The organism is Klebsiella terrigena, assembly GCF_006539725.1.
Taxonomy (GTDB): Bacteria; Pseudomonadota; Gammaproteobacteria; order Enterobacterales; family Enterobacteriaceae; genus Klebsiella; species Klebsiella terrigena.
The window spans coordinates 16,445-38,906 of the sequence record NZ_BJNO01000009.1 but is presented as its reverse complement, the minus strand read 5'-3'; the positions used below and the strand labels follow the sequence as shown (position 1 = coordinate 38,906).

Here is a 22,462-nt window from a genome sequence, read left to right as displayed (position 1 = left end):
TCAGGCAGCGTACATGCGGCCTGAGCGCGGCGGAGATCGTCAGAAGTCGGCTTTCAGCACTACCCGATAGCGGGCCTTGCCTTCGCGCACGTGCTTGAGCGCTTCGTTGATTTGCGACATCGGGAACAGCTCGGTGGTTGGCGCCACTTTGCTGCGTCCGGCGAACTTCATCAGCTTGCGCAGCTCGGACGGGTTGCCGGTCGCCGAACCGGAGATGCTGCGGTCGCCGCCGATCAGGGTGAAGGCGGGAACCGGGAACGGCTTCATCACCGCGCCGACGGTGTGGAAGTTGCCGCCCCAGGAGAGCGCTTCGAAGTACGGCTGCCATTCGAGATCCACCGCCACGGTGTTGATGATCAGGTCGAACTGACCGGCCAGCGCTTTTAAGGCTTCAGGATCGCGGCTGTTGACTACGCGATCGGCGCCCATCGCCAGCACTTCCGGCTCTTTTGCCGGGTTGGAGCTGAAGGCGGTGACCTCCGCGCCCATCGCGCGCAGCAGCTTGATGGCGATGTGGCCGAGGCCGCCGATGCCGATGACGCCGACGCGGCTGGTGGCGGTGACGTGATGCATCAGCAGCGGTTTAAAGACGGTGATGCCGCCGCAGAGCATCGGGCCGGCGGATTCGATATCGATGCTTTCTGGCAGCGGGATCACCCACTGCCAGTCGGCGCGCAGCTTATCGGCAAAGCCGCCGCGGTTGATGATGGTCGGCACCGAGCCTTCCAGGCAGTTGATCTGGTTGCCGCTGATACAGGCGTCGCAGTGTCCGCAGCTGCGCGCCGTCCAGCCGATGCCGACCTTCTGACCGACCTTCAGCCCTTTCTCCTGCGCCGCACTGCCCAGCGCCGCGACGCGGCCAATGATTTCATGCCCGGCAACCAGCGGGTAGCTCGACATGCCCCATTCGTTGTCGATCATCGACAGGTCCGAGTGGCAGATGCCGCAGTACTCTACCTGGACCTCGACATCTTCCGGCCGGAGTTCACCGGCGTCGTATTCCCACAGTGACAGATCGGCGCCCGCTTCTTTGGCGGCGTAGCTTTTAATTATGCTCATGACGGTTTCCTTGGGTTTGGCGTAGATAAGAAGGAAGTGTAGAGCATTGGGGGTGGCGCCGCTTGGCAGAAGGAGGTGTGGGGGGAGGGGCGAGAAACGAAGAGCGGCCAGGGTTCCCCCCGGCGGCGAGGGGAAGGGAGACCAGGCTCAGGCCTTCAGCAGCAGCGCATTCAGCCAGGTTTCGCTGCGTTCCGGGCGCTTATCCAGGGTTTGCCACATCCGCGTGATGTCGATATCCAGCAGAGCGGCGACCAGCGCCGTGAGGCCCGCTTCATCGAGGTCGGTAAAACGTCGCCCCTCTTTTTCGCGCTCGCCGGTCCCGTATTTAAACGAGACGTACCAGACGCCGCCGGGTTTAAGCGCCGTCGCCAGCCGCTGCATCACGCCGGGAAGCTCATCGCCAGGCACGTGCAGCAGCGATGCGCAGCACCAGATCCCATCGTAGCGCGCGGTTTCGCTGATGTCGGTAAAGCTGCGCTGGCGGACCGGCAGCCCGCTGTAGCGCGCCGCCCGCGCCACCATTTCTGAGGAGGCGTCAAAGGCCTCAACCCGATAGCCCATCTCGGCGAAAGCTTTCGCATCGCGCCCGGAACCGCAGCCAGCATCGAGGATCAGCTCCGGCGGCGTTAGCGCCTCAACGAAGGGGGCGTACAGGGAGGACATATCGACAGCGACGGTGGCGGTAAAAAAGCTGTCGGCGTTGTGTTGGTAGTAGTTGATGGTCATCAGAAGATATCCGGCCCGGCGGCCTGGGGCTCCCATTCATGAAGCAGCGTAATACGCGCGGTATTCCAGGCGTTGTTTAAAAAATCATGCCTGCGCGCCGGCGTGCTCCCGGTCTGGCGGATGAGCGTTTCGCGCAGCGGCAGGTGGCTGGTAATAAAATATTCGTTCCTGTCGCGCAACCGGTAGAGTAATTTTTGCGACGGCACCCGCATAAACTTGCCCCGTTCGCCGCGGTTGCAGCTCCGGCAGGCGAGGACCAGATTCCAGACGCCGTTGATATTGCCCACCTCATGACGGGCGCTCCATGGGATAAAGTGGTCGACGTCGGCCAGATTCTCGTCGCCGCTATCGAGGCTAACCGGCGCGTAGCAGTAGAAGCATCGTCCTTTTTGGTAGCCGTTGAGGCTGTCGCGACAGCTGGAGATGGCTACCCGACGGGCATTGCTGGTGCTGAATAGCTGCTGTTCGGCCGCATCGTACTCGATGGCGATTAGGCTGCGGGAGACGTTCATCGCCCACGCCTGCTCGACCAGCCGCCAGCGGGCCTCGGTTTCATGGATCAGGTTCGGGTACTGCTGGCGCTCGGTCAGCTGGTAAAAGCTGTCGGTCAGGCGGATGCCCTTATGCGTCTTGCGCTCGTCGATAAAAAAGCGCGTATCGATTTCGCCCTGATTGACGTTGTGAAACTTATCCAGCACCACGCTAAAGCCGAGCTTCACCGTGGCGGCGGTGAGCCGATCCTGGTTTATCTCCCGGCGGTTAAAGCTGTCGCAGGTATTAAGGAACTGGCTTCTGGCGGAGGTGATCTGCTTCGGCGCCTGCTGCAGATGGCGGCACAGATGCTGGCTGAAGGGCAGCGCCAGGTCTTCGAGCAGGATCAGGTCGCTGCCGTCGCGGCGGACGTCGTACAGGGCGTGGGCCAGCGCGAACTTGTAGGAGGCGACGTTCTTGCCAAACAGAATAATGCCGCGCCAGTAGTTCTCCAGCGTGGGTTCGATCTGATAGAAACGCATAGCGGGCACCCTGTTATTGGGAAAGTATCGGCGTTATTACGCGAACCAATAACAGGATCTGATAACAAATGGCTGAAAATGTAAACCGCCCTGAAGCGTTTGCAGGTTTTTGCGAGCAGGTTCGGAGATAAAGGTCTGAGAGAGCAGGGGAGCGCGCGGGTTAGCGCGGCATAAGGCGGGTTACGCTGTTTTTTTCGACACTTAGCGTCGCCGGCATACGCTGTTGCTTGCATGGCAGCCAACGACAGGTATAATCCACAACGTTTCCGTATCCCTTCTGTGCCGGAGTGGCGAAATCGGTAGACGCAGTTGATTCAAAATCAACCGTAGAAATACGTGCCGGTTCGAGTCCGGCCTTCGGCACCATCGGAACATCAATAGACGTCAACGGACGTCTTTTTTTGTGCCTGAAATCCAGTATCCGCAAGGCTTTGCCCCGCTTTTCAGTCAACCGACGTCAATCTGAGTTACCCCACATCAACATGCTTGTGAGTATAGAACCGAGTATATATGCTGGTTCGATAATGCTTATATACTCACGGCAGCATATGGAAGGAATACCATCATGGCCCTGACTGATACCAAGGTGCGTTCTGCAAAACCTGAGGCAAAGGAATACTCGCTCGTCGATGGCGACGGCATGTTTTTGCTGATACACCCTAACGGCTCCAAATACTGGCGCTTTCGTTTCCGCTTTGGCGGTAAACAACACCTGATGGCTTTTGGTGTTTATCCCGAAACGTCACTGGCTGATGCTCGTCAAAAAAGGGAAGAGGCCAGGAGGCTTGTTGCTGCCGGTGTCGATCCTCGTGAGCATAAGCGTGCAGTAAAAGAAGAACAGGCTAAAGAGGTCATCATATTTGAATCTGTTGCCAGAGACTGGCACGCTAGCAATCAAAAGTGGTCTGAGTCGCATAGTGCTCGTGTTCTTAAAAGTCTGGAAGATAATCTGTTCGATACGATTGGTAAGCGGAATATCGCTGAGTTAAAAACCAGAGATTTACTTATTCCCATCAAAGCCGTAGAGATGTCTGGACGTCTTGAGGTGGCAGCGCGTCTACAACAACGAACAACAGCAATTATGCGATTTGCCGTGCAGAGCGGTTTAATCGATTACAACCCCGCACAAGAGATAACTGGAGCGGTCGCCACAGCTAAACGTCAGCATCGTGCTGCACTAGAACTTAATCGTATACCTGAACTACTTCATCGGATCGACACATATACCGGCAGACCACTAACACGCTTAGCTGTGGAACTGACGTTATTGGTATTTATTCGATCTAGTGAACTGCGATTTGCTCGTTGGTCAGAAGTCGATTTTGAAACTGCTATGTGGACGATATCCTTCCAGCGTGGGTTAAGTACTTCGGACAATGGGCGATTATGGCTGAGCAAGTAAGCGATAAAACCATTGAAAATGGCGCGGTCGATTCCTTGTGTATCAAGGAGCATTTTGACGTCGTAGAAATCTCTGGGATGCTGGCGATCTAACGCAGCACATAGCTTGCCACCGTATAAATCGGGCAGTGAGACAACCGGGATCGCGGCAAAACCAAATTCTTCCTCCACGGCTTCGACGACGTCGCGTTCTTGCGGTGGATATAGTGTTCCCCGGGCAACCGGCGAGACTTCAATTTTAATTTGCGCGTCGTCCGTGGTGACAATGATGCGCATCTCATCGGGATTATGGGTTTGCAGCACTGCACGGATCCCGGCTTGCGCTTCCAGTTCAGCGGCAATACGGGTGAGTGCCTCCCGCACGTTAGGCAACGCGACCTCTCTGCTTTCCAGCGGGATCCAGGCCAGATCGATATCAACGGACAAGCGGGGAAAATCACGGATGAATAAGTTGATCGCCGTTCCGCCTTTCAGCGCAAAACAGGGCTCGTTAGCGACATAGGGTAATGCCCGCACCAGCAGGGCGACCTGGCGGTAGTAGGGAGAGGTTTTATCCATGGTTTATTCCCTTCCTGGTAAAATTTTCGGGCACGGTAATCTGGTATTGCGTGTTCAGCTTGCCATTAACAACGATTTGTCGGTTGCCCGACCCCAGGTCGATTTTGCTGGTATCTACCCGTTTAAACCATGCATGTTCATAGAAACTGGCGAAAAACAGATACAGGCGCTTGGTTTGTACGGACTGGCTGAGCGTAAGCAGCTTCTCCACTTTACGTGGGTTGAGATTGACTAGTCCCTGAAAAAGCTCGGCAGCGTGCTCAAATGAGATTTCCTGAGGTACTGCGCTTAATAGCTCGTAGGCTGCCAGTTCTGGCGTACTGGCGGTTATTCTTTTTCCTTTAACCTCAAGCTCAGTTCGGTATTTTTCATCCAGTTCAGGGAGCTTCAGAGCCGATACCACCCACCACTCAACGCCGGGAAATTCTTTAAACCATTTGGGCAATATCGCTTTGTTTTCAACGCCAAGCCAGCATTGACTCTGCTTAAGCTGTAGGTAATGGGAACGGCCCTGCCAGGAGAGACTGCTCAGTCCGGCCAGATGCACCGGCGCTTCAAGCTGGTTTTGCAGACACCATAGCGCATCACTCCAGTCTGGTTCTCGTCCTGCGCGCGCATAAACGCCAGCCCGCAGTTTTATTAACCAGCCATTTTGCGCGTATTTAAAGGCCAGAGAAGGCGATATGTTGTTCCGGGTTAGCCAGGATTGCAAAACCAGGCTTCCTGGAGAGGTATTTTGCAATAGCCAGTTTATTTTTGATGCCATAGATTCACTCATGGTGTAACTATAATAAAAAAAGTAAACTATTTAGTGAGTGAAAAGTCAATGTACGGCGTCTGTCGCAGCATAAATGTTGCCCGCGAGAGTTGTATCAGTCCACGTCTATTCAAGTCTAATAAAGCAAAAAATCAGTAATAACATCGGTCCGACAGAATCATTCCTCTGGTCTATGCGATCGAGAAATGCATATCGATTTGAGTATAATGAGCTATCTCCCATGGCATGAGTTTACCAGGTGAAGAAGTTACCGAATCGGTTATCAAGGGAAAGCATCATCGAAGCCATTCGCGCCTATGACGCAGGTGTTGCTCACCAGTTCAAGGCAGCGCGGCTGTACGAAGTCGAGTTTGAGGGGCGTCGTTACCCTTCAAAGGCTATCGTGGGGATTGCCGCTTCAATGGTCACCGGCTTTGAGTTTACGCCTGCGGATTTCAGCGGTGGGATCAAATCAAAATGCGTCAAGCTGCTGATGGACCAGGGGTTTCGCATTATTGACGATCATAAAGGCGGCGTTGCTGCAGATGATTCTCTGTTCCCCGATGAGCTACTGTCGCAGGACGAGTTCGTTGAAGGGGCGGCGGTTCAGGTGATGGTAAATCGCTATGAACGGGATCGTCATGCCCGCGAGGCTGCGCTGCGCTATCATGGCTACTTATGTATGGTTTGTGCCCTCGATATGTCAAAGAAGTACGGGAACATAGCGAAAGGATTTATCCATGTTCACCATCTGACTCCGCTGTCGGCAATTAAAGAGGATTATCATCTGGACCCAAAAACCGATCTTATTCCGGTTTGCCCTAATTGCCATGCTATGTTGCATCGCCGAAATCCCCCGTTTACACCGCAAGAATTAAAAAGCCTGATGGATGTAGAATAATTATTTTTTGCCTACAAGGAACTTAAAGGTGGCACTGTATAATATTTTTGATAAAAAACTCACAGCCCTGGAAAAAACGTCTTTCACTTCAGAAGGCCTCCAGGAACGATATGATTTACAGGCAGCGATCGAGAAAAATATCGATATTATCGCGCCAGATTGCATGGTGATCGCGGAAGAGTTTTCTGACTGGGAAGATAGCCGTCGTAGAATCGATCTGTTAGCCATTGATAAGCAGGCCAATCTTGTGGTCATCGAGCTGAAGCGAGATGAGATCGGTGCGCATATGGAGCTGCAGGCGCTAAGATATGCGGCAATGATTTCCACAATGAGCTTTACTAAAGCGTGTGAATACTATCAATCCTATTTGCTGAAGCACAATAAAGAGATAAATGCCAAAGATAGCTTACTTGAATTTGTTGACCTTGATGAGAGTGAACTCGTTGATTTTGGTAAGGATATTCGCATTATTCTTGCTTCTGCAGGTTTTAGCAAAGAGCTGACGACTACCGCAATATGGTTAAGGGATAAGGGTATCGATATTCGCTGCGTTCGCCTCACGCCGTATAGCTTTAAGGGCGAAGTTTTCATTAATGCCGAACAGATCATTCCGGTGCCGGAATTAGAAGAGTACCAGGTGAGATTCCGGGAGAAGCGGACAGAGCAAATAATCAGCAGCCAAAAATCAGAAAAAGATTACTCCGAGTATAAATATAATGGCGTGATTTATAATAAACGTAAGCTGGCCCTGGCACTTTTCACTGACTGGATTAGTAAACATAATCCCCAGGATCTTAATACGCTGAAATCTAAGCTAAGCGAAATTCTGATACACAGAACGATCGTCCTGGCCGAACAAATCCCGGAAGGCAGGCAAAACAGGTATCATATGCACGAAGATGCGCTGATCGAACTCCCATCCGGCGAACTGATTGCGATATCTAATCAGTGGGGAATTGGCAATATCGAAAAGGTGATAGATTTTTTGCGGCGGGATGGTTTCATCATTGAGAAGCGCTGATGGCTTAGCAACGGCAAGAGCCTCTGTCTCATATGGCAGAATGCTGCTGGATGTAATGAGGGCTTAGCCTAAGCCCTCATTTGAATTAAGCATTGATATTTACCTTATGCGAGAGGCTTCAACCTCGCTTTCCCGCAATCACCCCAATAAACTCCCGGACCTGTTTCTGCTTCCTCGCTGACAGCTTCTCTACTTTGCGCATCGCTTCTTCCAGCTCCGGTTCCGGCTCAACCGCCGTCAGCACGATGCAGCCCGCCATGACCCGAACCTCTACCTTTGCTCCCGTCGCGAACCCGGCCGCCTCCAGCCACTGGCCCTTCATAACGATAGCCGGAATACGGGTATAATCCGGAAAGCGGCTCGCATAGCTCACGGTAAGCTGGCGCTTATTTTTCACCGGCACTTCTGCATCGAATGAATCTGCAATACAATCGGTCTCAGTCATAATTGCTATTCCTTCTAAATAGTGATTGTGATGAGCGGTGCGGGCGTGCTTCAACACGTTCGCATCGCGCTAAATAACACCTGTAAATTTACCCAGTAATAAAAATAAAGTCCAACTGATAATAAAACTTAATCGGCGCCTTCTGGTCTATTTTAAGAATCATGGAATTAATATTTAATCGTGATGTTTTAAAATAATGAATAAAATAAATGAATGGATTTACTTCCTTATTGAAAATTAAACTATTTAACGAGAAATATTATTATCAACCACAGGGTAAAAATATCAGCCCATGACGCTATCCTGCGAATAAGCCCCTTCACCTCATCGACGCTCAGGAGGATGCCCGGCATCTTCCGGGAATGTCCCGTTCTGCGGCGCGCTGCTTTTAAACGATGTGGCAGCATGAAGAAACAGATGTGTTCGAAGTATGTATTATTGGCGCCCGAAGGCGTGGCGCGAATCGCCATCCGCGGGGGCAGTCCATCCGGTTATCGGCTAATGCCAGTCACCGGATGTATAAAGTGACAAAGGGAGAGGAGACATCCCTGTTCCCGGCCCCGTTAAACCAGTAGCTCCACCTGGCCGCTCTGCAGGCTTTTATGCGCCGTCTCGCAAATCCGACTGGCCTGTAGCCCGTCGTCTGCGCTGGCGGCATACGGAGTATGGGTTTTCACCGCTTTAATAAAGTCATTAATCGGGTCAATACCAAACCCGCTGGCGACGCCGTCGCGGTAGGTAATAAAGTAGCTGTTCGGGGTTTTAACCGTCTGCTGGCCGAAGATCTCCAGCCCGCGGTTTTGTGAATCGGAGCGGATCCAGGCGTTCTCGCACAGCACTGCCATGCGCCCGTCGTTATCTTTCGGGAAAGCGGCGGGCAGGACCCAGCTGTTCTCAATCACCCACGAACTGCCGTCCTCCATCAGGAGGGTGCTTTGCACGCTGTCCCACGTGTCCAGCCCCTTGCTCGCCAGCAGCCGTTTCTGCCCGACCGCGTAAACCGATTTCACCTCCTGCCCGCTGATATAGCGCACCAGGTCGAAGCAGTGCGAGCCGAGGAACCACACCGGCGAACTCTGTGCCGACCAGGCCAGCCATTCGGTCGGAACGGCGATCACGTCATCCATATTGATATAGCCGCGCAGGATCTTGCCGCTTTCTGCCTTCTGTACCTCCATGCGCACGCGGAGCGCCGCCGGGTCCCAGCGCTTGTGAAAGTCGACGCCGACGGTCACCCCGTGCGCCACGGCGGCGGCAATAATCTCCTCGCAGTCGGCGACCGAGGTCGCCAGCGGTTTCTCAATCAGCACATGCTTACCCTGGGCAATGGCCTGCAGCGCAGGTTCCTTATGGAAAGGATCGGAAGTCGCCACGGAAATGATATCCACCTGCTGTTTATCCAGCAGCGCGGGCAGGCTAGCATAGCCCGGAATGCCCAGCTCATTCGCCGCGGCATGGCACCGCTCCACGTTGTTGTCACACACCGCGACCAGCTCCACGTCCGGGTTATGCAGATAGGCGTTGATATGATGTTTGCCGTAAATTCCCGCGCCGACAACGGCCACTTTTAAGTTGTTCATCATGACGTTCCTTTCAGATGTATTAAAACAGTCCCAGGGAAAATACCCAGCCAATCATCACGGCCAGCGGGCCGGTTAGCTGGCGGGAAAGCAAGAAGGCCGATACGCCGCTGGCAATGGTCTCCGGTTTGGCCTCCTGCATCGAGAGGCCGACGGGGACGAAATCGCAACCCACTTGCACGTTAATGGCGAACAGAGCGGGCAGGGCGAAGGCCGGCGAGATATGCCCCAGCCCAATCTGGGTGCCAATCATCACCCCCACTACCTGGGTAATCGCCGCGCCGGGCCCGAGAATGGGCGACAGAAAGGGGATGCCGCAGATCGCCGACAGCAGTAGCAATCCCCACAGCGAGTTCGCCATTGGCGTCAGGGCGTGGGCGATTACGTTGCCCAACGACGTGGCCTGCACGATAGCGATCAGCACCGACACAAAGGCCATAAAGGGGATCACCGTGCGCAACGACACGTCCACCGCCTCGCGGCTGGCGGCAAACAGCAGGGCAATCACGTGGCCGGTCTTATTGCCGAGCTTTTCCACCGCCAGAATCAGCATGTTGCCGGGCGTGGGGACGGACTGGAGCCTCGCGGCAGGCGGGGAAGGCTCGACAATCGCCGTCTGCGGCTCACTCGCTAACGTCTCCCGGGGGATGCGGGTAATCTGCGCCTCCCGCACGTCCGAAACGTAGTTGCCGGCGTTGATAAACTGCGCCAGCGGTCCGGCCTGGCCGGTGGGCAGCACGTTAATCGTTTTGATCCCTTTTTTGGGATACAGCCCGCAGCGTAGCGAACCGCCGCAGTTGATCACCACGCACAGCGTCTCCTCATCCGGCGGGACGGCCTGAAAGCCGTTGATCACTTCCGATTGCGTAAGCTCACCCAGCCTGCGGGCGACGGGATGGATTTCGCGTCCGGTCAGCGAGACTACCTTCAGGCCGCTGCCGATTGGCAGCGCCAGCCCGGAACCGTAACCCTCGCTGCCGGGAGCAACATTGACAACGTTCATCGCGTCCCCTCCTTAACGGTCATATCCCCTTGTAATGCAACGAGCGCTGGCGCGTTCCCTGCCAGATGCACGGCTCCCGAATGGCGTGGCGTGCTGGCGCCGTCAAAGATGAAGGTCAGGTGCCCGAGTTCCAGCAGAGCCTGTAGGGCATGGCTGCCAACGGCGCTGATAGTGTAGTTTTCGCCGTCGATAACTAACCGATCTCCCGCCAGGAGACGGGCATGCTCGTGCTGGAAAACCGGCCTCAGAGCGAGGGCATAGTCCAGGCAGTCCGCCGGGCCGTCGGCGCGGAAGGTAATCAGTAGGTTATCCGCCAGCCCGTCCGCTACGTGAGGGCCGATGCGTTCGATATGGGCCTGATAGATCATGCTGTACCTCCCGTTGCTTTATGGCGTAAGCGCAGGAACAGATATTCGGTGATCATGCCGCGCAGCAGGCCGATTACGATGGCGGCAGCGATATAGCGTAGCGCCAGCTCGGTTATCGGTAGCCCCAGCGTCTGGATCCCTGCGGCGACGCCGAGCCAGACAAACAGCTCCGAAGGCACCACGTGGGGAAACAGGCTGGTTAGCGGATGGGCGGTGGTGCCCAGAGCGTCTTCATAACCGGGTTTACTCTTTTCGGGCAGCAGCTTGCCGAGCGTCAACGCGCCGGGGCTGCTCATAAAAAACCAGCCGAGGATCGGCAGCAGGCCATAGGTCAGAATGCGCGAGCGGCCAAGCAGCGTCGCGACCCGCTCCATGCGCTGCTGGCCTACCAGCTTCATCAGAAAGTTGATGGCGAGCAGCAGGCAGATCAGCATCGGGATTATCCCGCTCATCATGTCGAGAAAGACCTTCCCGGCGAGCTGGAAGATATCGATAAAGCTTTCAGCAAGGGTAACCAGAAACATGGCGACCTCCTTGCGTAAGGCGAGTGAGCAGTGCGGCAGCGGTGGTGATTTTCATAAGTAAAGTTCCCTGTGGTGGTTAAGGTTACAAACGAAACTCATTGTTTTAACGGGGTTATATTTGGATTCCCCTGGAAGCTAATGCAGTTGCCTTTGTGATGTACCTGAGTTACGGAACGGCCAGGATCCCGATGTTTCACGCCTAATAAATAAGCTGGCGGCTATTTTTCTTCTTTTCTTCGGTCATAGCGCGTGAGCTACCGTAATGCGCTCTGTTTTTTTCTGGGGAGCGTTGGATAATAAATTATCCCATTTTGGGATATTCATGGAAGCGATCAATATTCGATTTTGGGATATAGATCGAGAAAAACAACATGCCTTCTATTTATTCTGAAGAATATCAAATGGTTATAAAATTATTGCGCACAGCAAGGAAGGAAAAGGGGTTAACTCAGGTAAAGCTGGCCCAGGCACTGGGGCGCCCACAATCATTTGTCGCCAAAATGGAGAGTGGCGAGAGGAGATTAGATGTCGTGGAATTTGCACATATTGCTGTCTTGCTTTCTATTGATCCGGCTAATATATTAAATATTATTATGTCGAAATATGGAACATAAGAGTTGAATCATTTTTCGGGTCTTAAATTATTGGTGCTAGCTGGGGAGTAATTGCATATTGCTAGCTTTATTTTAGCCAGGGATAAGGACCCCATAATAAGAGGGCTGTTATTAAAACGGCATTGAGCCGCGCGATAGGGAGGCTCGGCTGAAAAATAGTATTCAAGCCTAATATACAGATAGCCATTATTGTTCTGCCGGGCTTCACGAAACAAACGGCGCCTGTGCGCCGTAATGGTGGGGTCGGTTAATCGCGGGTTTGCACCCAGAACGCGTGAATCAGGCCGGGAATATAGCCCAGCAGCGTCAGCACAATGTTAAGAATAAATGCCCAGCCGAAGCCTTTACCCAACAGTACGCCAAGCGGCGGCAGAATAATCGTTAAAACAACTCTCCAGAATCCCATATACGCTCCCTATAAGAAAAATAACCGTTTTACCTGATTAAGCTTAGTAATTCTGCCCGAGACTGCCAGTTTGCCCGGCGGTTTTACTCTCCTTTACGCTGAAGGCGGGCGGTAACCGGCGACGGAGATAGCGTCCTTTATTTATCTTAGCGCGGGCTGTGCGCGCAGTTCCTGAGGATGACTGCCGAAGCCTTCCCCCGCAGCGCGATGCCGATAGCGCTTTGCATTGGGTTCTGTACATCCTGCAGATAGACGTCATTTCCCGGATTTATTCGCATGGAGGGCGCAGTCGATGCCCACGATAGAGAAGGTGATAGCGTCCAGCCTCGCCGCCTTAATCGCTCCCGACGCTATCTTATTGTTCCGTCCGAGCGCGCCGCTGATTTGCCGTGGTGTTTTGTAACCCCTTCGCCACACGATAGTTCGTTAATTATTTCCCCCTCCCAAAACGGATTGCCTTATTGTGAACAAAAACTACCATCAATTCTCGTGGCTGAATATCTGGCTTGTCGGCTTTATAATCAGTGCCTGTATATAGTCGCAGAGTGTTTTAAACTCGAATACCTGTTTGGTAAATGAAATGCTTGCCATGTGTAAGTCAGGTGTTTTAGAACGGTTAAAACCTGGCGTGGTCTCGTAACAATCTGATCTTAATATATCAATCTTATTGGCCACTCTTTTCAGGATATAGAAGCAGGCGACTATTTTCAGAAGGTTATCGGATGTTTTGATATGTTTCTACCGACATCGCGGTCTGTGGTGCAATACTCCAGCTTTGTTTATCATTTGCGTTCATCATCTCATGCGTTTCAGCCGTCCCGACTGCCGGCGAAAAGTAAGCGGTTAGAGTAGAATCTGGCTAAATATCCCGCTGGCGGGGAAGAAGATGATGCTACGTGATACGAGTTGTCAGGAACGGTGATTAATAAACTAATCATTCTGATAACCTTTTAAAGACTTTTTGGAAGGCATTAGTATTTATAATTAGTTACACCAATGCTAACCTGGAAACAAGTTGATAGTCAGTCAATGGATGTTGCTGAAATAAATAGATATCCCTCGCATTTTGCGTATTGCGATATGGATTTTTTACACCGGAACATAGTTAAATTCCGTTTGTTAATCTTTATTTGTTCGGTTAATATTTGCGCGAAAAATTTTCTTCATTCGCCGAATATCTAACTCACTGATTTCAAAGACACTGGTAGCTAAGGGTGTAGTAATATGGATCGCTCAGATAACATCCAAAGCTTTATTATTGGGGAGAGGGCTGCATTCGTCCCTTCCCAGCGGGTGATTGTTGATAAGCTAAATGCAAAAGAAATTAAGCTACATCTTCCTGCGAGCTGCTGTCTGGAAAAGTTACTCCGTCACCAGGGCGAGATAGTTTCTCAGGAAGAGCTGATCCTCTGCGGATGGGGAAGCAAGCGCAATGCCGGGGTGAGCCATAACACTTATTACCAGTGTATTTTACATCTCCGAAAGTCCCTTGCAGTTTTAGGGTTTTCAGATGTTATTGATACGGTGCCAAGGCACGGATTGAGGTTTAATAATAGCGTAAAAGTAGCATATCTGTATCCGGATGAAGATATTGAGCTACAAATTGACAACAGTGTAAAAACCGACCTTGACGGCAAAGAGGCCCTGGCTCCGAATAATATCGCGGGTGAAATTCCAACCCTGGCAGAGGTTGATGATACTCTGGAGGTGTTTGATAGCACGCCCGAGGTATTACACGATCCGGCGGTAGATGAAATCAAGCCAGCAGAGAGTTCGGTAAATAGTCATGGCAATAACAGAGGTAAATGGTTAAGGAATGCAGGGATAGTCGTCATTGTGGTGATGGCTTTAGTGAGTATTTTTAATCATCACTATAGCGCCGGCGGCGATGCTTTTGCTGACTATATCAAAATCTCTTCCGATGGCTGTACTCTATTTTCGGCAGACCGCAATTATTCACCCGCTGAGATTAAGGAAATCCTCAGGGCACTAGGGTTATCCTGTGCGAATAAAGAAGTGGTTTATTTTACTGCGTCGCCAATGAATACACGCTTAAACTTAATGTATTGCCCCGTATACGATAAAAACAATCAAAACTGCCGCTCGCTGACGGTAATGAAAAACATGAAGGTAAAGTAATGCGAACAAAGATATATTACCTGGCAGCTTTACTGATAGTGAGTGTATTTGCGGCGGTCTATTTTTTCAATTCGGATGATTCAAATAATAAAATTGTATGCCAGAGTCGTCATACCTTGCTGCATGATGGTTTTCGTCTGGACTCAAATTTTGGTTTCACCCTGGGGAATGATAAAGGCGAACTCACGGTGCACGCCATCGCCGCTGAGAATGGCGTGCAGTCGCAGGTTGGCAGAGTCATTAATTTTACATACGTGAAAAATAATGATGTTTACATACTTAAAAATCAGTATGTCGAGTACCTGAGTACCGATAACAGCAAAGGCAGCAATGTGGATTTTCATTTTCCTGCATTCTTTTATGAAGCAGGAAAAGAGCTTGCGCTGAAGATTGAGTACGATAAGTATAAAAATCCTGTCATCTACTTACATAATATGCCGGTGTTCTACTGTAAGAAATATAATCACGTTTAAATCATCCGGCAGGACTCTGCCTGTCATGGCCGGTTACGCAAAAAACGCCGTGGCCTGCAAGGACGATGACGATCTCAGAGACCTTTTTGCTTATGACATACGTAGGCTGGCAAGGTCGAGAATATAAATAAATAGCTGTTTTGTTGCTCAAGTATTTTCACGTAAATATCCTTTTGGGGATAAACGAAAAACATAGGTTCATATTTCTCTAACCAGCTGTTGTTAACGGTTTCATCAGGGAAAACGACATTGTTAACCGAGTGCAGGTGATAAACGTTGTTGCGCTTTTCAATGTTGAAAAATATTTTTCGATTGAATTTGTTTGCCCCATTAGTAATGGAACGGCCATTCATGCTGAGCATGCCGCTATCTTTGCTAATTCTGTAAGTTAACGAGACATAGAGGTTCTCGTCCGCGTGGTGCTGAACAAAGGTTGCTTTGCATGTGAATTCAAGCGGCTGATAGCGCTGCCACAACGAATAACCCGCCAGTATTAAAGTTAAAAATAAGCATACACAAAGCACATACACCGATACACGGTAATGTCTCATTCTAATGATCCTCAATAAAATAGTTTGAAATACAGTAGTTAGGGCTGGACATGGGTTTATTACAGCGAATCACCGAAGCCCTGGGCAGCATGGCGTATCTGCTGATATATACCCATGGGAACTTTTGGCAGTCAGATTTGAACTGAACGCCGTAGTTAAGCGCTTTCGTTCGTTCATCGGCGCTATGAATATCTTTATTGAGGAACAGATGGCAGCCATCGGTGTTGACGGTGAGCTGATAGTTTTCGAAGTAACGCTGATCCTGGAAGTGGGCCACAATGACCTTGAGATCCGTCAGCAGAATAGAAAAGATAAGAATCGAGATGAGCAAAAAAAGTTTACTGAGTCTGCCGGCGTCTCCCTTTTTCAGGTACAGCGGATCGGGAATGTCGGGGACTGATGCCGGTATATCAGCAACGGACTCGACGGTTTCGTGCGGGCTGCTGGCATGGCCAGAGTCCGCTTTGTTCAGCTCTTCATAAGATGCGGGCAATGCTGCGTCATCGGCTGCCTGTCCATCATCATTGTCTGGTGCTGGCGGGTCAGTGGATTCAATGGTCTGAATCTGTGTATCAAGGGCCAGCGTTAAGCCAATACGCGGTATCGTTGTGATGGGGTCGCGGGTAAATCCAATCTCTTTCATTCCCTTTCTGAGTAGACAAATGTTTTGATAGTAGGTATTTGCTGAGACTACGAGCCCGAGTTTTTCCCAAACGTTATACATAAACTCTTGCTGCGTCACAATTGTGCCGGATCTCTCGATTAATAATAATAAACAACGGCTTGCCGGAGAGTTCAGAACGACCATATTCGTGGGGATGATAATATTTCTTAACTTGCGGGTCGTTGGGTGGAATTCAACAGTATTGTTAATAACGTAATATCTATGCATTAATTATATATAACTCATTCAGCAGCAGGTAAGATTTATCCGGCGGATGCAGATAAAATTAAGATATTTTCACATTTAGATAAAAGTATAAGTGATAGATTAAGCACTGCATACTCTGGCTCCTGGCGAAAAGTCTTATTTATATAATTGCTTTGAATCAACTAGCCTGTCCGGGCGGGCTATCGCGGGCAGGACATTCTTTCCCTCAATAACATAAGCGAATCATCGGGTTGCCATTACGCGTCTGCATGAACCTGACGGCAGATTGTCTGATGTCAGATTAAATTAAGAGCGATCCCGTCATGATTTTTACTTGATGTTTTAATTCGTCGATGTAGCGAAATGGCGGCATAACGTTTTTGCCATTATTCAATAAAGTATTCGGAAATACACGCAGTCGATTGCGCGAAGGGTTTATTGCAGCGGATGATCGATGTTCTCGGGAGGTCTGTTGTTGTCGTCACGTATACCCAGGGATAGTTCCGGCAATCGCGGGTGATATGTTCGCCATATTTGCTGAGCACTGCTTTTTTCAGGCTGTCGGATGCCGGTTCTGCCGAAAAAACATGGCAGCGTTGTTGGGTCGAGGTTATCGTTTCATAGCCAGAAAAATAGCTTTCTTTTATACCCGCCATGTATGAGAAAAGCGCGGCCATCGCCACGATGGCTGCCGCCAGAAGAACGCCATTTTTTAGCGTGAGAACCGGTCTGCGTCTCTTAATGCTGACAAGAGTGGCTGGCAAGGGTTTGTTGCCGTCTCCCGACCATGCCGGCTCATTTTTTAAGCTATATTCGTCCATAATCGTCGATGCGAGTTCGATCTCCTTGTGGCTATTGTCTTTAACCACCGCGATCGATGTATTGTGGAGCGGTTTCTTGGTGCTTCCTGAGTCAGGGGATGCGTCCGTGACTGATTGACGGATTTGCGTGCCGGAGGCCAGAGTCAGCCCGATCCGGGGAAGGGTAATGATCACATTTTCCTCTAACCCGGCATGGGAAAGACCTCTGCGGAGAATCGAGATATTCTGGTAATAGGCGTTGGCGGTGACTCGCATGCCGCTCTGTTTCCAGACGATATTCATAAAATCCTGCTGCGTGACGACGTCGCCCCCATGATTAATTAATAACAGCAAACAGCGTCCGGCGGGTAAATTAAGCGTGACCTTAAGATCTGGATTGTGGATATTACGTAGGGTACTTGTCGCCGGCTGGAACTCTACGCATTCATTAATGATATAATTGGTGCGTAAGTCTGTTATTAATTTATGTAATTTATTGCTGTCGTTCGCCATTTTATTTATCTCCTGGTAAAAGACAAGCATAAGCACGTGAACGTAATAGCTGTAAAATGAATTTTGTTATTATTATATTATTTAAACATACTCGTTCGTGACGTTAGGTGAAGGCTCGCTAGCCGTTTCGCTCTGAGCCTGTCAAAGGAACGCTCAGGCCAGATATGTAAAAAAGCTGCGATGAGTCAGGCTGGCAGGGCGGTCTCCTGAACTTCAGGGCTGGCCTAAGGATAAGGGCCCCGCTAGTCGTTTTGTTTCCTGAGTCGGGCTGTTAACGGCCGAATGCGGAGATTCGTGTAGCAGGCCCTGCCAACGTTATTCAAAATACCCGTATCTACCCCAATCGTTTAAGCCCTCTTGCTGAGGGCATTTTATACTCTGAATGCCAGGGATTAATCTTCCTGGATAACGACCTCGAGAACCGCTTTAACCGGCCCGTCTGTAATAGCAGGATTTATCATGTAATAATCAGCGGTAAAGCTGATGTCCTGATTAAGGCTAAGGGACGGAATAGTGTAGGCATCGGTATCGAAAAATTTCACCGGAATATTATTTTTTTTCAAAATGATCCCAACGTTGTTGGCGCCTCCGGCTCCTGCTGTATTTTCCAGTACTCCTGGATCGGCGCCAACCGCTTCCCCTTTGGGGTTAAACCAGTAGGTGAGTTTCTGACCTTGCAGCTCAGTTGGGCAGGTAATATTCATGTCAATTTCTTTACCTTTGCCGGTTGTCGCCCCGCGAGCAAGCGCCAGCAGATCGCTTTTGGCAATTCTTTGCAGATGGACCGTACTCGGCCCTTTAAGCGAAATATTGCAGCTCTCATTACGAAAGGATATTGCTCTTGATGTTTTGGGGTTGACCCAGTAGATAGCGCCTTTTCTTGCATATGCCGGGTCGGCCGGGTCTGCCACGCGAAACTCAATTTCGACGTTGATGTTGGTCGCCCCGCTGGTATCGATGGGGCCCGTTTTAACTAACCAGGCAGAAAAGTACGGCGTTGCGAGAAACTGCGCGGATTTATCATAAGGCGTTGGCCAGGTTCCTGCCTTTCCGACGATCTGTTTACCGACTCGGCTCGAGAATATATCGCTGAACTGAATACCGATACCGTCAACGCCGGTTTCATAAACCGGCATGCCGCGAAGGCTCATCCCCGGAACCTCTGGCCTGCTCACGGCGACGATATAATTTGCTCCCGGTCCGCAGGTATAGAGTCGGTGATGTAGATTCATCCCGCCTATCGTTCGGCTATAAAGGATTGCACCAACCGGAAGAGTCGGATCGGCTGATATCTTGGGGTACAGCGTCATACCCTGACGTTCTTCTACGCCACCATTAGGACCCTCTTTACCCGCAGAATCGGTATAAGAGCATAGCCGTGCAGCCGAAACCCCGCCGCAGAAAAATATTCCGGCCAGCAGTACAATCATTTTTTTCATTTCACTCATCTCGTTATGATTATTATCGACACAGGGCTTCAGTCTGGCTGACTCCGGCGTTTTTATTCTGGCTGGCAGGTAAGGTATAGATGGCGGTACATTTCTGGCCCGCATTTTTACCCCAGCTGACCGTCAGCGCACCCGTTGGCTGCAGGCCGGTCATATAAACCATGCCTGCGTCGCTCACGATGCTGGCCTGGGATTTAGCCGCCCCGGCAAGCGTGGCCATCGCGCCAAATGGCACCTCCCGGCCTGCTGGCGTTTTAAGCCGAATAAATGCCCGCTGCCCAATATTCCCGGCATAGTTTGCGCGCACGATGGCGCCACGGGTGGGAACAACCTGCTGCGTGGTCTGCATCAGCTCCATGTCGTCGCCAAAGGATGTGCTGTCCAGAGTGATATCGGTACTGCGGTAGGGGGTAATATAGGGAACGATGGCGTAGCCGCGACTGTCGGTGACGATCGTTGAATCCGAGCTGAGCCTGACGTTGTCCAGACCTGGGGCCTGGATTAGCACGGCCGCATTGCTGATATTCTGGCCAAACGTTATTCCGTTCGCATGCGCGATCAGGCTACCGCTGGCGCCGTAGTCGAAGCGCCGGCTGTTGTTGTCGTAGCTGTAGCCTGCGTTGATGCTGCCGCGCGAGCCGTTATAGGTTCCCCTGAGGTCGCCGCTATAGTGCTCACGGTTGCTGTAACCCTGCTGGATGTCCCAGGCGAGATTATTGTTTTCCAGCCCGATGCCGCCTAAAGAAACGTACTGATCCGTAGAACCTGGGCTACTTTCGGTGATCTGATAGCTGGCATAGGTATTTGGCAGCCAGTTGCTCAGAGGTATGGAAATGGTGAGCGCGAGGCGCTGATCGTTTCGCACCTCATGGCTGGAACTGTGTGTACCCCAGGTATAGCGGTTATAGCTATAGCCCAGATAGTAGTTAACACCCCGCCAGCCGCCGTTATAGCCGAGGCTCAATGATTTATTGGTACGCTTGTTATCCCAGTAATCTTCGATGAGGGCGCTGATGGACAGGCTACCTCGCGATTTACCCAGGCTCTGGTTAAGCGTCAGGTTAGTACGATTGCGTAAAGAGCGCGCCGAGTAATAACGTCCGTCATCGGAATAGGTATTAAGCACTTCGGAAAGGGTGTTAAACCCTTTTGTCGAGTAGCGATAGCCGGCAATAGTGAAATTGGTTCCGGTTTCGATAATATTTTTACCGTAGCGTATGCGCCACGACTGGCCGGACGTTTTATCGTCATAGCGTTTTTTTGACCATGCCTGGGTCACGTCGGCTGACAGGGCGCCCAGGTTGGCGAGGTTATACCCCATTCCGCCAGAAAGGGCCTGATATTTTGCCGATGCCTGCATACCGCCAAAAATGGTGGCGCTGGTTGATAAGCCGTATTTGGCGGTGGCCTGTGTAAAAGGGGGTTCATCAATGCTGCCGACGTAAGGGCGGTATCTCCCCGAGGTGATTTCATATTCGAACTGGTTCTCCCTCAGCATCACCGGCAGAGCCGCAAAGGGCACGATAAAGTTCTGTCTCGAGCCATCGGACTCTTCAACCGTAACATACAGATCGCCACTCCCACCGCTGGGGTACATATCCGTAATTTCAAACGCGCCCGGCGCGACGTAGGTCTGGTAAACCTGATAGCCATTCTGTTTGATCACCACCCGGGCGTTGGTTTTAGCAATACCGCGGATCACCGGGGCGTAGCCGCGCATGCTCTCCGGCAGCATGCTGGTATCCGTCGCCAGCTGCACGCCGGAAAAGGGGACGCTATCAAATATGCCGGATAGAGAAGAGCTTTCACCGATGATCAGGTCGCTGCTGATAGAGCGCAAGCTGCGCTGCAGATAAAGATAGGCGGAATCAAAATGAGCTGATTCCCCCTTACTTTTGTTCCACATGCTAAGGTTCCTGATGCGCCAGGGGCCTAGGTTTATCCCGGATTCCAGATTCAGGCCGTAGTATTCATTATCGCTTTTATAATCCTGCGAACCGTTAAACTGGTAGTTCACAAACATGGCGTTTATGCCGTCATCAAACTTTTCCGGCGGGATGTAGTCGTTGGCTACCGTGCTCATCGCGGCCTGAGGGGTGGAAATATCCAGGCGCTGGGCGGTGAAATCGAACACTGTTTTGCTGTCTGGAATAATATCGAAGTTGGCGCAGCCTTGTTCGTTCTCTTTTAGCTCGGGAAATGATTTAACTCTGACGCCATACCGGGAGAGGGCCTCCAGCGTAAAGCAGGGGGTTAGGTTTAGCTGTTTATCAAGCCTGCTGCTGCGCTCGGTCGCGACAAATTTAACGTTTTTGGTTTCCAGGTAGCGACCATTAAAGACGACGTCAACCCGGTAGTCGCCCGGAGCCTGAGCGTTGACCGACTGATAAATTGACAGGTCGGGGACGTTGGAGGCGTCACCTCCATTGGCTGATGTAATAAATGCGGGATCAAAGAATTCACGCGCATTCACCGTAGTGTGAATGCTCGCCGTCATTATAGTAATAATCGCTATGCAGAGCGTAGATAGCCTGAAGTGATCTTTGTGTTCTATTGGCATAAAAACATCCATTTATAAATGCGAACTGTTTATGGCAATATCGATGAATAGAGGGAACCTGCACCTCCATAATCATTGACTATTTTCCACGTTACTTTGGTAGCATTGCCGTTATCTTTTAGCGTTATAGCTTTTGAGGAGAAAGGCTCAATAAATTTAATTTGTGCCTGATATTCACTGGCGCCAATCTGGACATTTCTGAAATAAAAGAAAAATGGCGTTGGGTTTTTTATGGTGAGCTGCTTTCCGGCCCTGCGCCATTCTATTTTCTCGGCTTCGGTATTATTGGACAGCTCGGCTAGCGCCTTCGGTCGGTAAATAAGCCGCATGCGATGGCGAACGGCGAGCTGTATAGTATTGTTGCTCGCATAGGTATCATCCGACGGCGGGATGGCCATAATATTGAAAAAATAGGATGATTCACGGTCAGTGGGGGCATTGACGTTGCCAGTGGAGAATATACGGACGGTATTTTTCTGTTTCATCTCCAGGCGAAAAAGGGGGGGCGTGACCATAAATGCAGGAGGTTTTCCCTCTGCTGCTTCAACCCACGACTTGATCAGGTAAGGCATTTCGTCTTTATTATCAATCTGCGCAGATATCTCACGAGCGCCTTCTTTATAAAGATAGCGAGTTGATTCGATAACAATACCTGCATGCGCAAAGCCGCTCAGTATCATGGCGAAGGCAATGATTGCCTTGATCATCATCTGGTACATTAGATTCCTTCA

At 51.0% G+C, this 22,462-nt stretch carries 21 protein-coding genes, 1 tRNA gene and 2 pseudogenes; 7 read left to right on the top strand and 17 right to left on the bottom strand.

Annotated features, from left to right (window positions below; genetic code table 11):
* Positions 1–39: 39 nt before the first annotated feature.
* From ahr to RTE01_RS12240, 3 genes are all read right to left on the bottom strand, one after another.
* Complete coding sequence (gene ahr, locus RTE01_RS12250) at positions 40–1,059, bottom strand: NADPH-dependent aldehyde reductase Ahr (RefSeq protein ID WP_134525174.1); 1,020 nt, start codon at positions 1,057–1,059, stop codon at positions 40–42.
* A gap of 147 nt (positions 1,060–1,206) precedes the next feature.
* Entirely contained in the window at positions 1,207–1,785 is a 579-nt protein-coding gene (locus tag RTE01_RS12245) for a class I SAM-dependent methyltransferase (protein WP_134525175.1), read from the bottom strand.
* The gene (locus tag RTE01_RS12240) at positions 1,785–2,798 is read right to left on the bottom strand and encodes an HNH endonuclease (protein WP_134525176.1); all 1,014 of its coding nucleotides are present in this window, start codon (positions 2,796–2,798) and stop codon (positions 1,785–1,787) included. The genes RTE01_RS12245 and RTE01_RS12240 overlap by 1 nt, the downstream gene beginning before the upstream one ends.
* A gap of 281 nt (positions 2,799–3,079) precedes the next feature.
* On the opposite strand from RTE01_RS12240, the gene RTE01_RS12235 reads away from it, so the two are divergent.
* Positions 3,080–3,164, top strand: a tRNA-Leu gene (locus tag RTE01_RS12235).
* Positions 3,165–3,363: 199 nt separating this feature from the next.
* Positions 3,364–4,155: pseudogene (locus tag RTE01_RS26395) on the top strand (tyrosine-type recombinase/integrase); the annotation flags it as partial.
* On the opposite strand, the pseudogene RTE01_RS12225 reads toward RTE01_RS26395, so the two are convergent.
* Positions 4,140–4,757: pseudogene (locus RTE01_RS12225) on the bottom strand (nucleotidyl transferase AbiEii/AbiGii toxin family protein); the annotation flags it as partial. The pseudogenes RTE01_RS26395 and RTE01_RS12225 sit on opposite strands and share 16 nt — an antisense overlap.
* The gene (locus RTE01_RS12220; protein ID WP_141335056.1) at positions 4,750–5,523 is read right to left on the bottom strand and encodes a type IV toxin-antitoxin system AbiEi family antitoxin; all 774 of its coding nucleotides are present in this window, start codon (positions 5,521–5,523) and stop codon (positions 4,750–4,752) included. The pseudogene RTE01_RS12225 and the gene RTE01_RS12220, both read right to left, overlap by 8 nt.
* A 250-nt stretch (positions 5,524–5,773) precedes the next feature.
* Between RTE01_RS12220 and RTE01_RS12215 the strand changes: the two genes are divergently transcribed.
* Both RTE01_RS12215 and RTE01_RS12210 read left to right on the top strand, forming a co-directional pair.
* Positions 5,774–6,415 (top strand): HNH endonuclease, encoded by a 642-nt coding sequence (locus RTE01_RS12215; RefSeq protein WP_134525178.1) that lies wholly within the window; start codon positions 5,774–5,776, stop codon positions 6,413–6,415.
* A 28-nt stretch (positions 6,416–6,443) separates the two neighbouring features.
* Positions 6,444–7,436 (top strand): PDDEXK family nuclease, encoded by a 993-nt coding sequence (locus RTE01_RS12210; protein WP_134525179.1) that lies wholly within the window; start codon positions 6,444–6,446, stop codon positions 7,434–7,436.
* A 118-nt stretch (positions 7,437–7,554) separates the two neighbouring features.
* Here RTE01_RS12210 and symE read toward each other — a convergent pair whose 3' ends face one another.
* The 5 genes from symE to srlA all read right to left on the bottom strand — a co-directional run bounded on the left by symE (position 7,555) and on the right by srlA (position 11,356).
* Positions 7,555–7,881 carry an endoribonuclease SymE gene (gene symE, locus RTE01_RS12205; protein WP_134525180.1) on the bottom strand — a complete coding sequence of 109 codons (327 nt, stop codon included), beginning with the start codon at positions 7,879–7,881 and terminating at the stop codon, positions 7,555–7,557.
* A 563-nt stretch (positions 7,882–8,444) separates the two neighbouring features.
* Positions 8,445–9,461 (bottom strand): Gfo/Idh/MocA family protein, encoded by a 1,017-nt coding sequence (locus tag RTE01_RS12200; protein ID WP_134528372.1) that lies wholly within the window; start codon positions 9,459–9,461, stop codon positions 8,445–8,447.
* A 22-nt stretch (positions 9,462–9,483) separates the two neighbouring features.
* The gene (gene srlE / locus RTE01_RS12195; RefSeq protein ID WP_134525181.1) at positions 9,484–10,464 is read right to left on the bottom strand and encodes a PTS glucitol/sorbitol transporter subunit IIB; all 981 of its coding nucleotides are present in this window, start codon (positions 10,462–10,464) and stop codon (positions 9,484–9,486) included.
* Positions 10,461–10,832, bottom strand: a complete 372-nt coding sequence (locus tag RTE01_RS12190; RefSeq protein WP_134525182.1) for a PTS glucitol/sorbitol transporter subunit IIA — start codon at positions 10,830–10,832, stop codon at positions 10,461–10,463. Before RTE01_RS12190 ends, srlE begins: the two co-directional genes overlap by 4 nt.
* Positions 10,829–11,356, bottom strand: coding sequence for a PTS glucitol/sorbitol transporter subunit IIC (srlA, locus tag RTE01_RS12185; protein WP_134525183.1), 528 nt, complete (start codon positions 11,354–11,356; stop codon positions 10,829–10,831). Before srlA ends, RTE01_RS12190 begins: the two co-directional genes overlap by 4 nt.
* A 371-nt stretch (positions 11,357–11,727) precedes the next feature.
* Between srlA and RTE01_RS12180 the strand changes: the two genes are divergently transcribed.
* Positions 11,728–11,970 (top strand): helix-turn-helix domain-containing protein, encoded by a 243-nt coding sequence (locus tag RTE01_RS12180; RefSeq protein WP_134525184.1) that lies wholly within the window; start codon positions 11,728–11,730, stop codon positions 11,968–11,970.
* Positions 11,971–12,217: 247 nt separating this feature from the next.
* Here the strand turns inward: RTE01_RS12180 and RTE01_RS12175 are convergent, their stop codons facing one another.
* Entirely contained in the window at positions 12,218–12,376 is a 159-nt protein-coding gene (locus RTE01_RS12175; RefSeq protein ID WP_041143845.1) for a YqaE/Pmp3 family membrane protein, read from the bottom strand.
* A 1,224-nt stretch (positions 12,377–13,600) separates the two neighbouring features.
* Here RTE01_RS12175 and RTE01_RS12170 point away from each other — a divergent pair.
* Positions 13,601–14,515 carry a winged helix-turn-helix domain-containing protein gene (locus RTE01_RS12170; protein ID WP_134525185.1) on the top strand — a complete coding sequence of 305 codons (915 nt, stop codon included), beginning with the start codon at positions 13,601–13,603 and terminating at the stop codon, positions 14,513–14,515.
* On the top strand, positions 14,515–14,988 hold the full coding sequence (locus tag RTE01_RS12165) for a hypothetical protein (protein WP_123550914.1): 474 nt from the start codon (positions 14,515–14,517) through the stop codon (positions 14,986–14,988). The genes RTE01_RS12170 and RTE01_RS12165 overlap by 1 nt, the downstream gene beginning before the upstream one ends.
* A 74-nt stretch (positions 14,989–15,062) precedes the next feature.
* On the opposite strand, the gene RTE01_RS12160 is transcribed toward RTE01_RS12165, so the two are convergent.
* From RTE01_RS12160 to RTE01_RS12135, 6 genes are all read right to left on the bottom strand, one after another.
* Positions 15,063–15,539 carry a hypothetical protein gene (locus tag RTE01_RS12160; protein WP_134525187.1) on the bottom strand — a complete coding sequence of 159 codons (477 nt, stop codon included), beginning with the start codon at positions 15,537–15,539 and terminating at the stop codon, positions 15,063–15,065.
* Position 15,540: 1 nt separating this feature from the next.
* Positions 15,541–16,347, bottom strand: coding sequence for a winged helix-turn-helix domain-containing protein (locus tag RTE01_RS12155; RefSeq protein ID WP_228709368.1), 807 nt, complete (start codon positions 16,345–16,347; stop codon positions 15,541–15,543).
* A gap of 449 nt (positions 16,348–16,796) precedes the next feature.
* Positions 16,797–17,723: a winged helix-turn-helix domain-containing protein gene (locus tag RTE01_RS12150; protein ID WP_134525189.1), complete on the bottom strand. Its 927-nt coding sequence runs from the start codon at positions 17,721–17,723 to the stop codon at positions 16,797–16,799.
* Between the two features lie 392 nt (positions 17,724–18,115).
* A complete protein-coding gene (locus tag RTE01_RS12145; RefSeq protein ID WP_166793705.1) occupies positions 18,116–19,162 on the bottom strand; it encodes a fimbrial protein in 1,047 nt (348 codons plus the stop codon).
* Between the two features lie 22 nt (positions 19,163–19,184).
* A complete protein-coding gene (locus tag RTE01_RS12140; RefSeq protein ID WP_134525191.1) occupies positions 19,185–21,731 on the bottom strand; it encodes a fimbria/pilus outer membrane usher protein in 2,547 nt (848 codons plus the stop codon).
* Positions 21,732–21,760: 29 nt separating this feature from the next.
* Positions 21,761–22,450 carry a fimbrial biogenesis chaperone gene (locus tag RTE01_RS12135; protein WP_041143850.1) on the bottom strand — a complete coding sequence of 230 codons (690 nt, stop codon included), beginning with the start codon at positions 22,448–22,450 and terminating at the stop codon, positions 21,761–21,763.
* Positions 22,451–22,462: the final 12 nt, after the last annotated feature.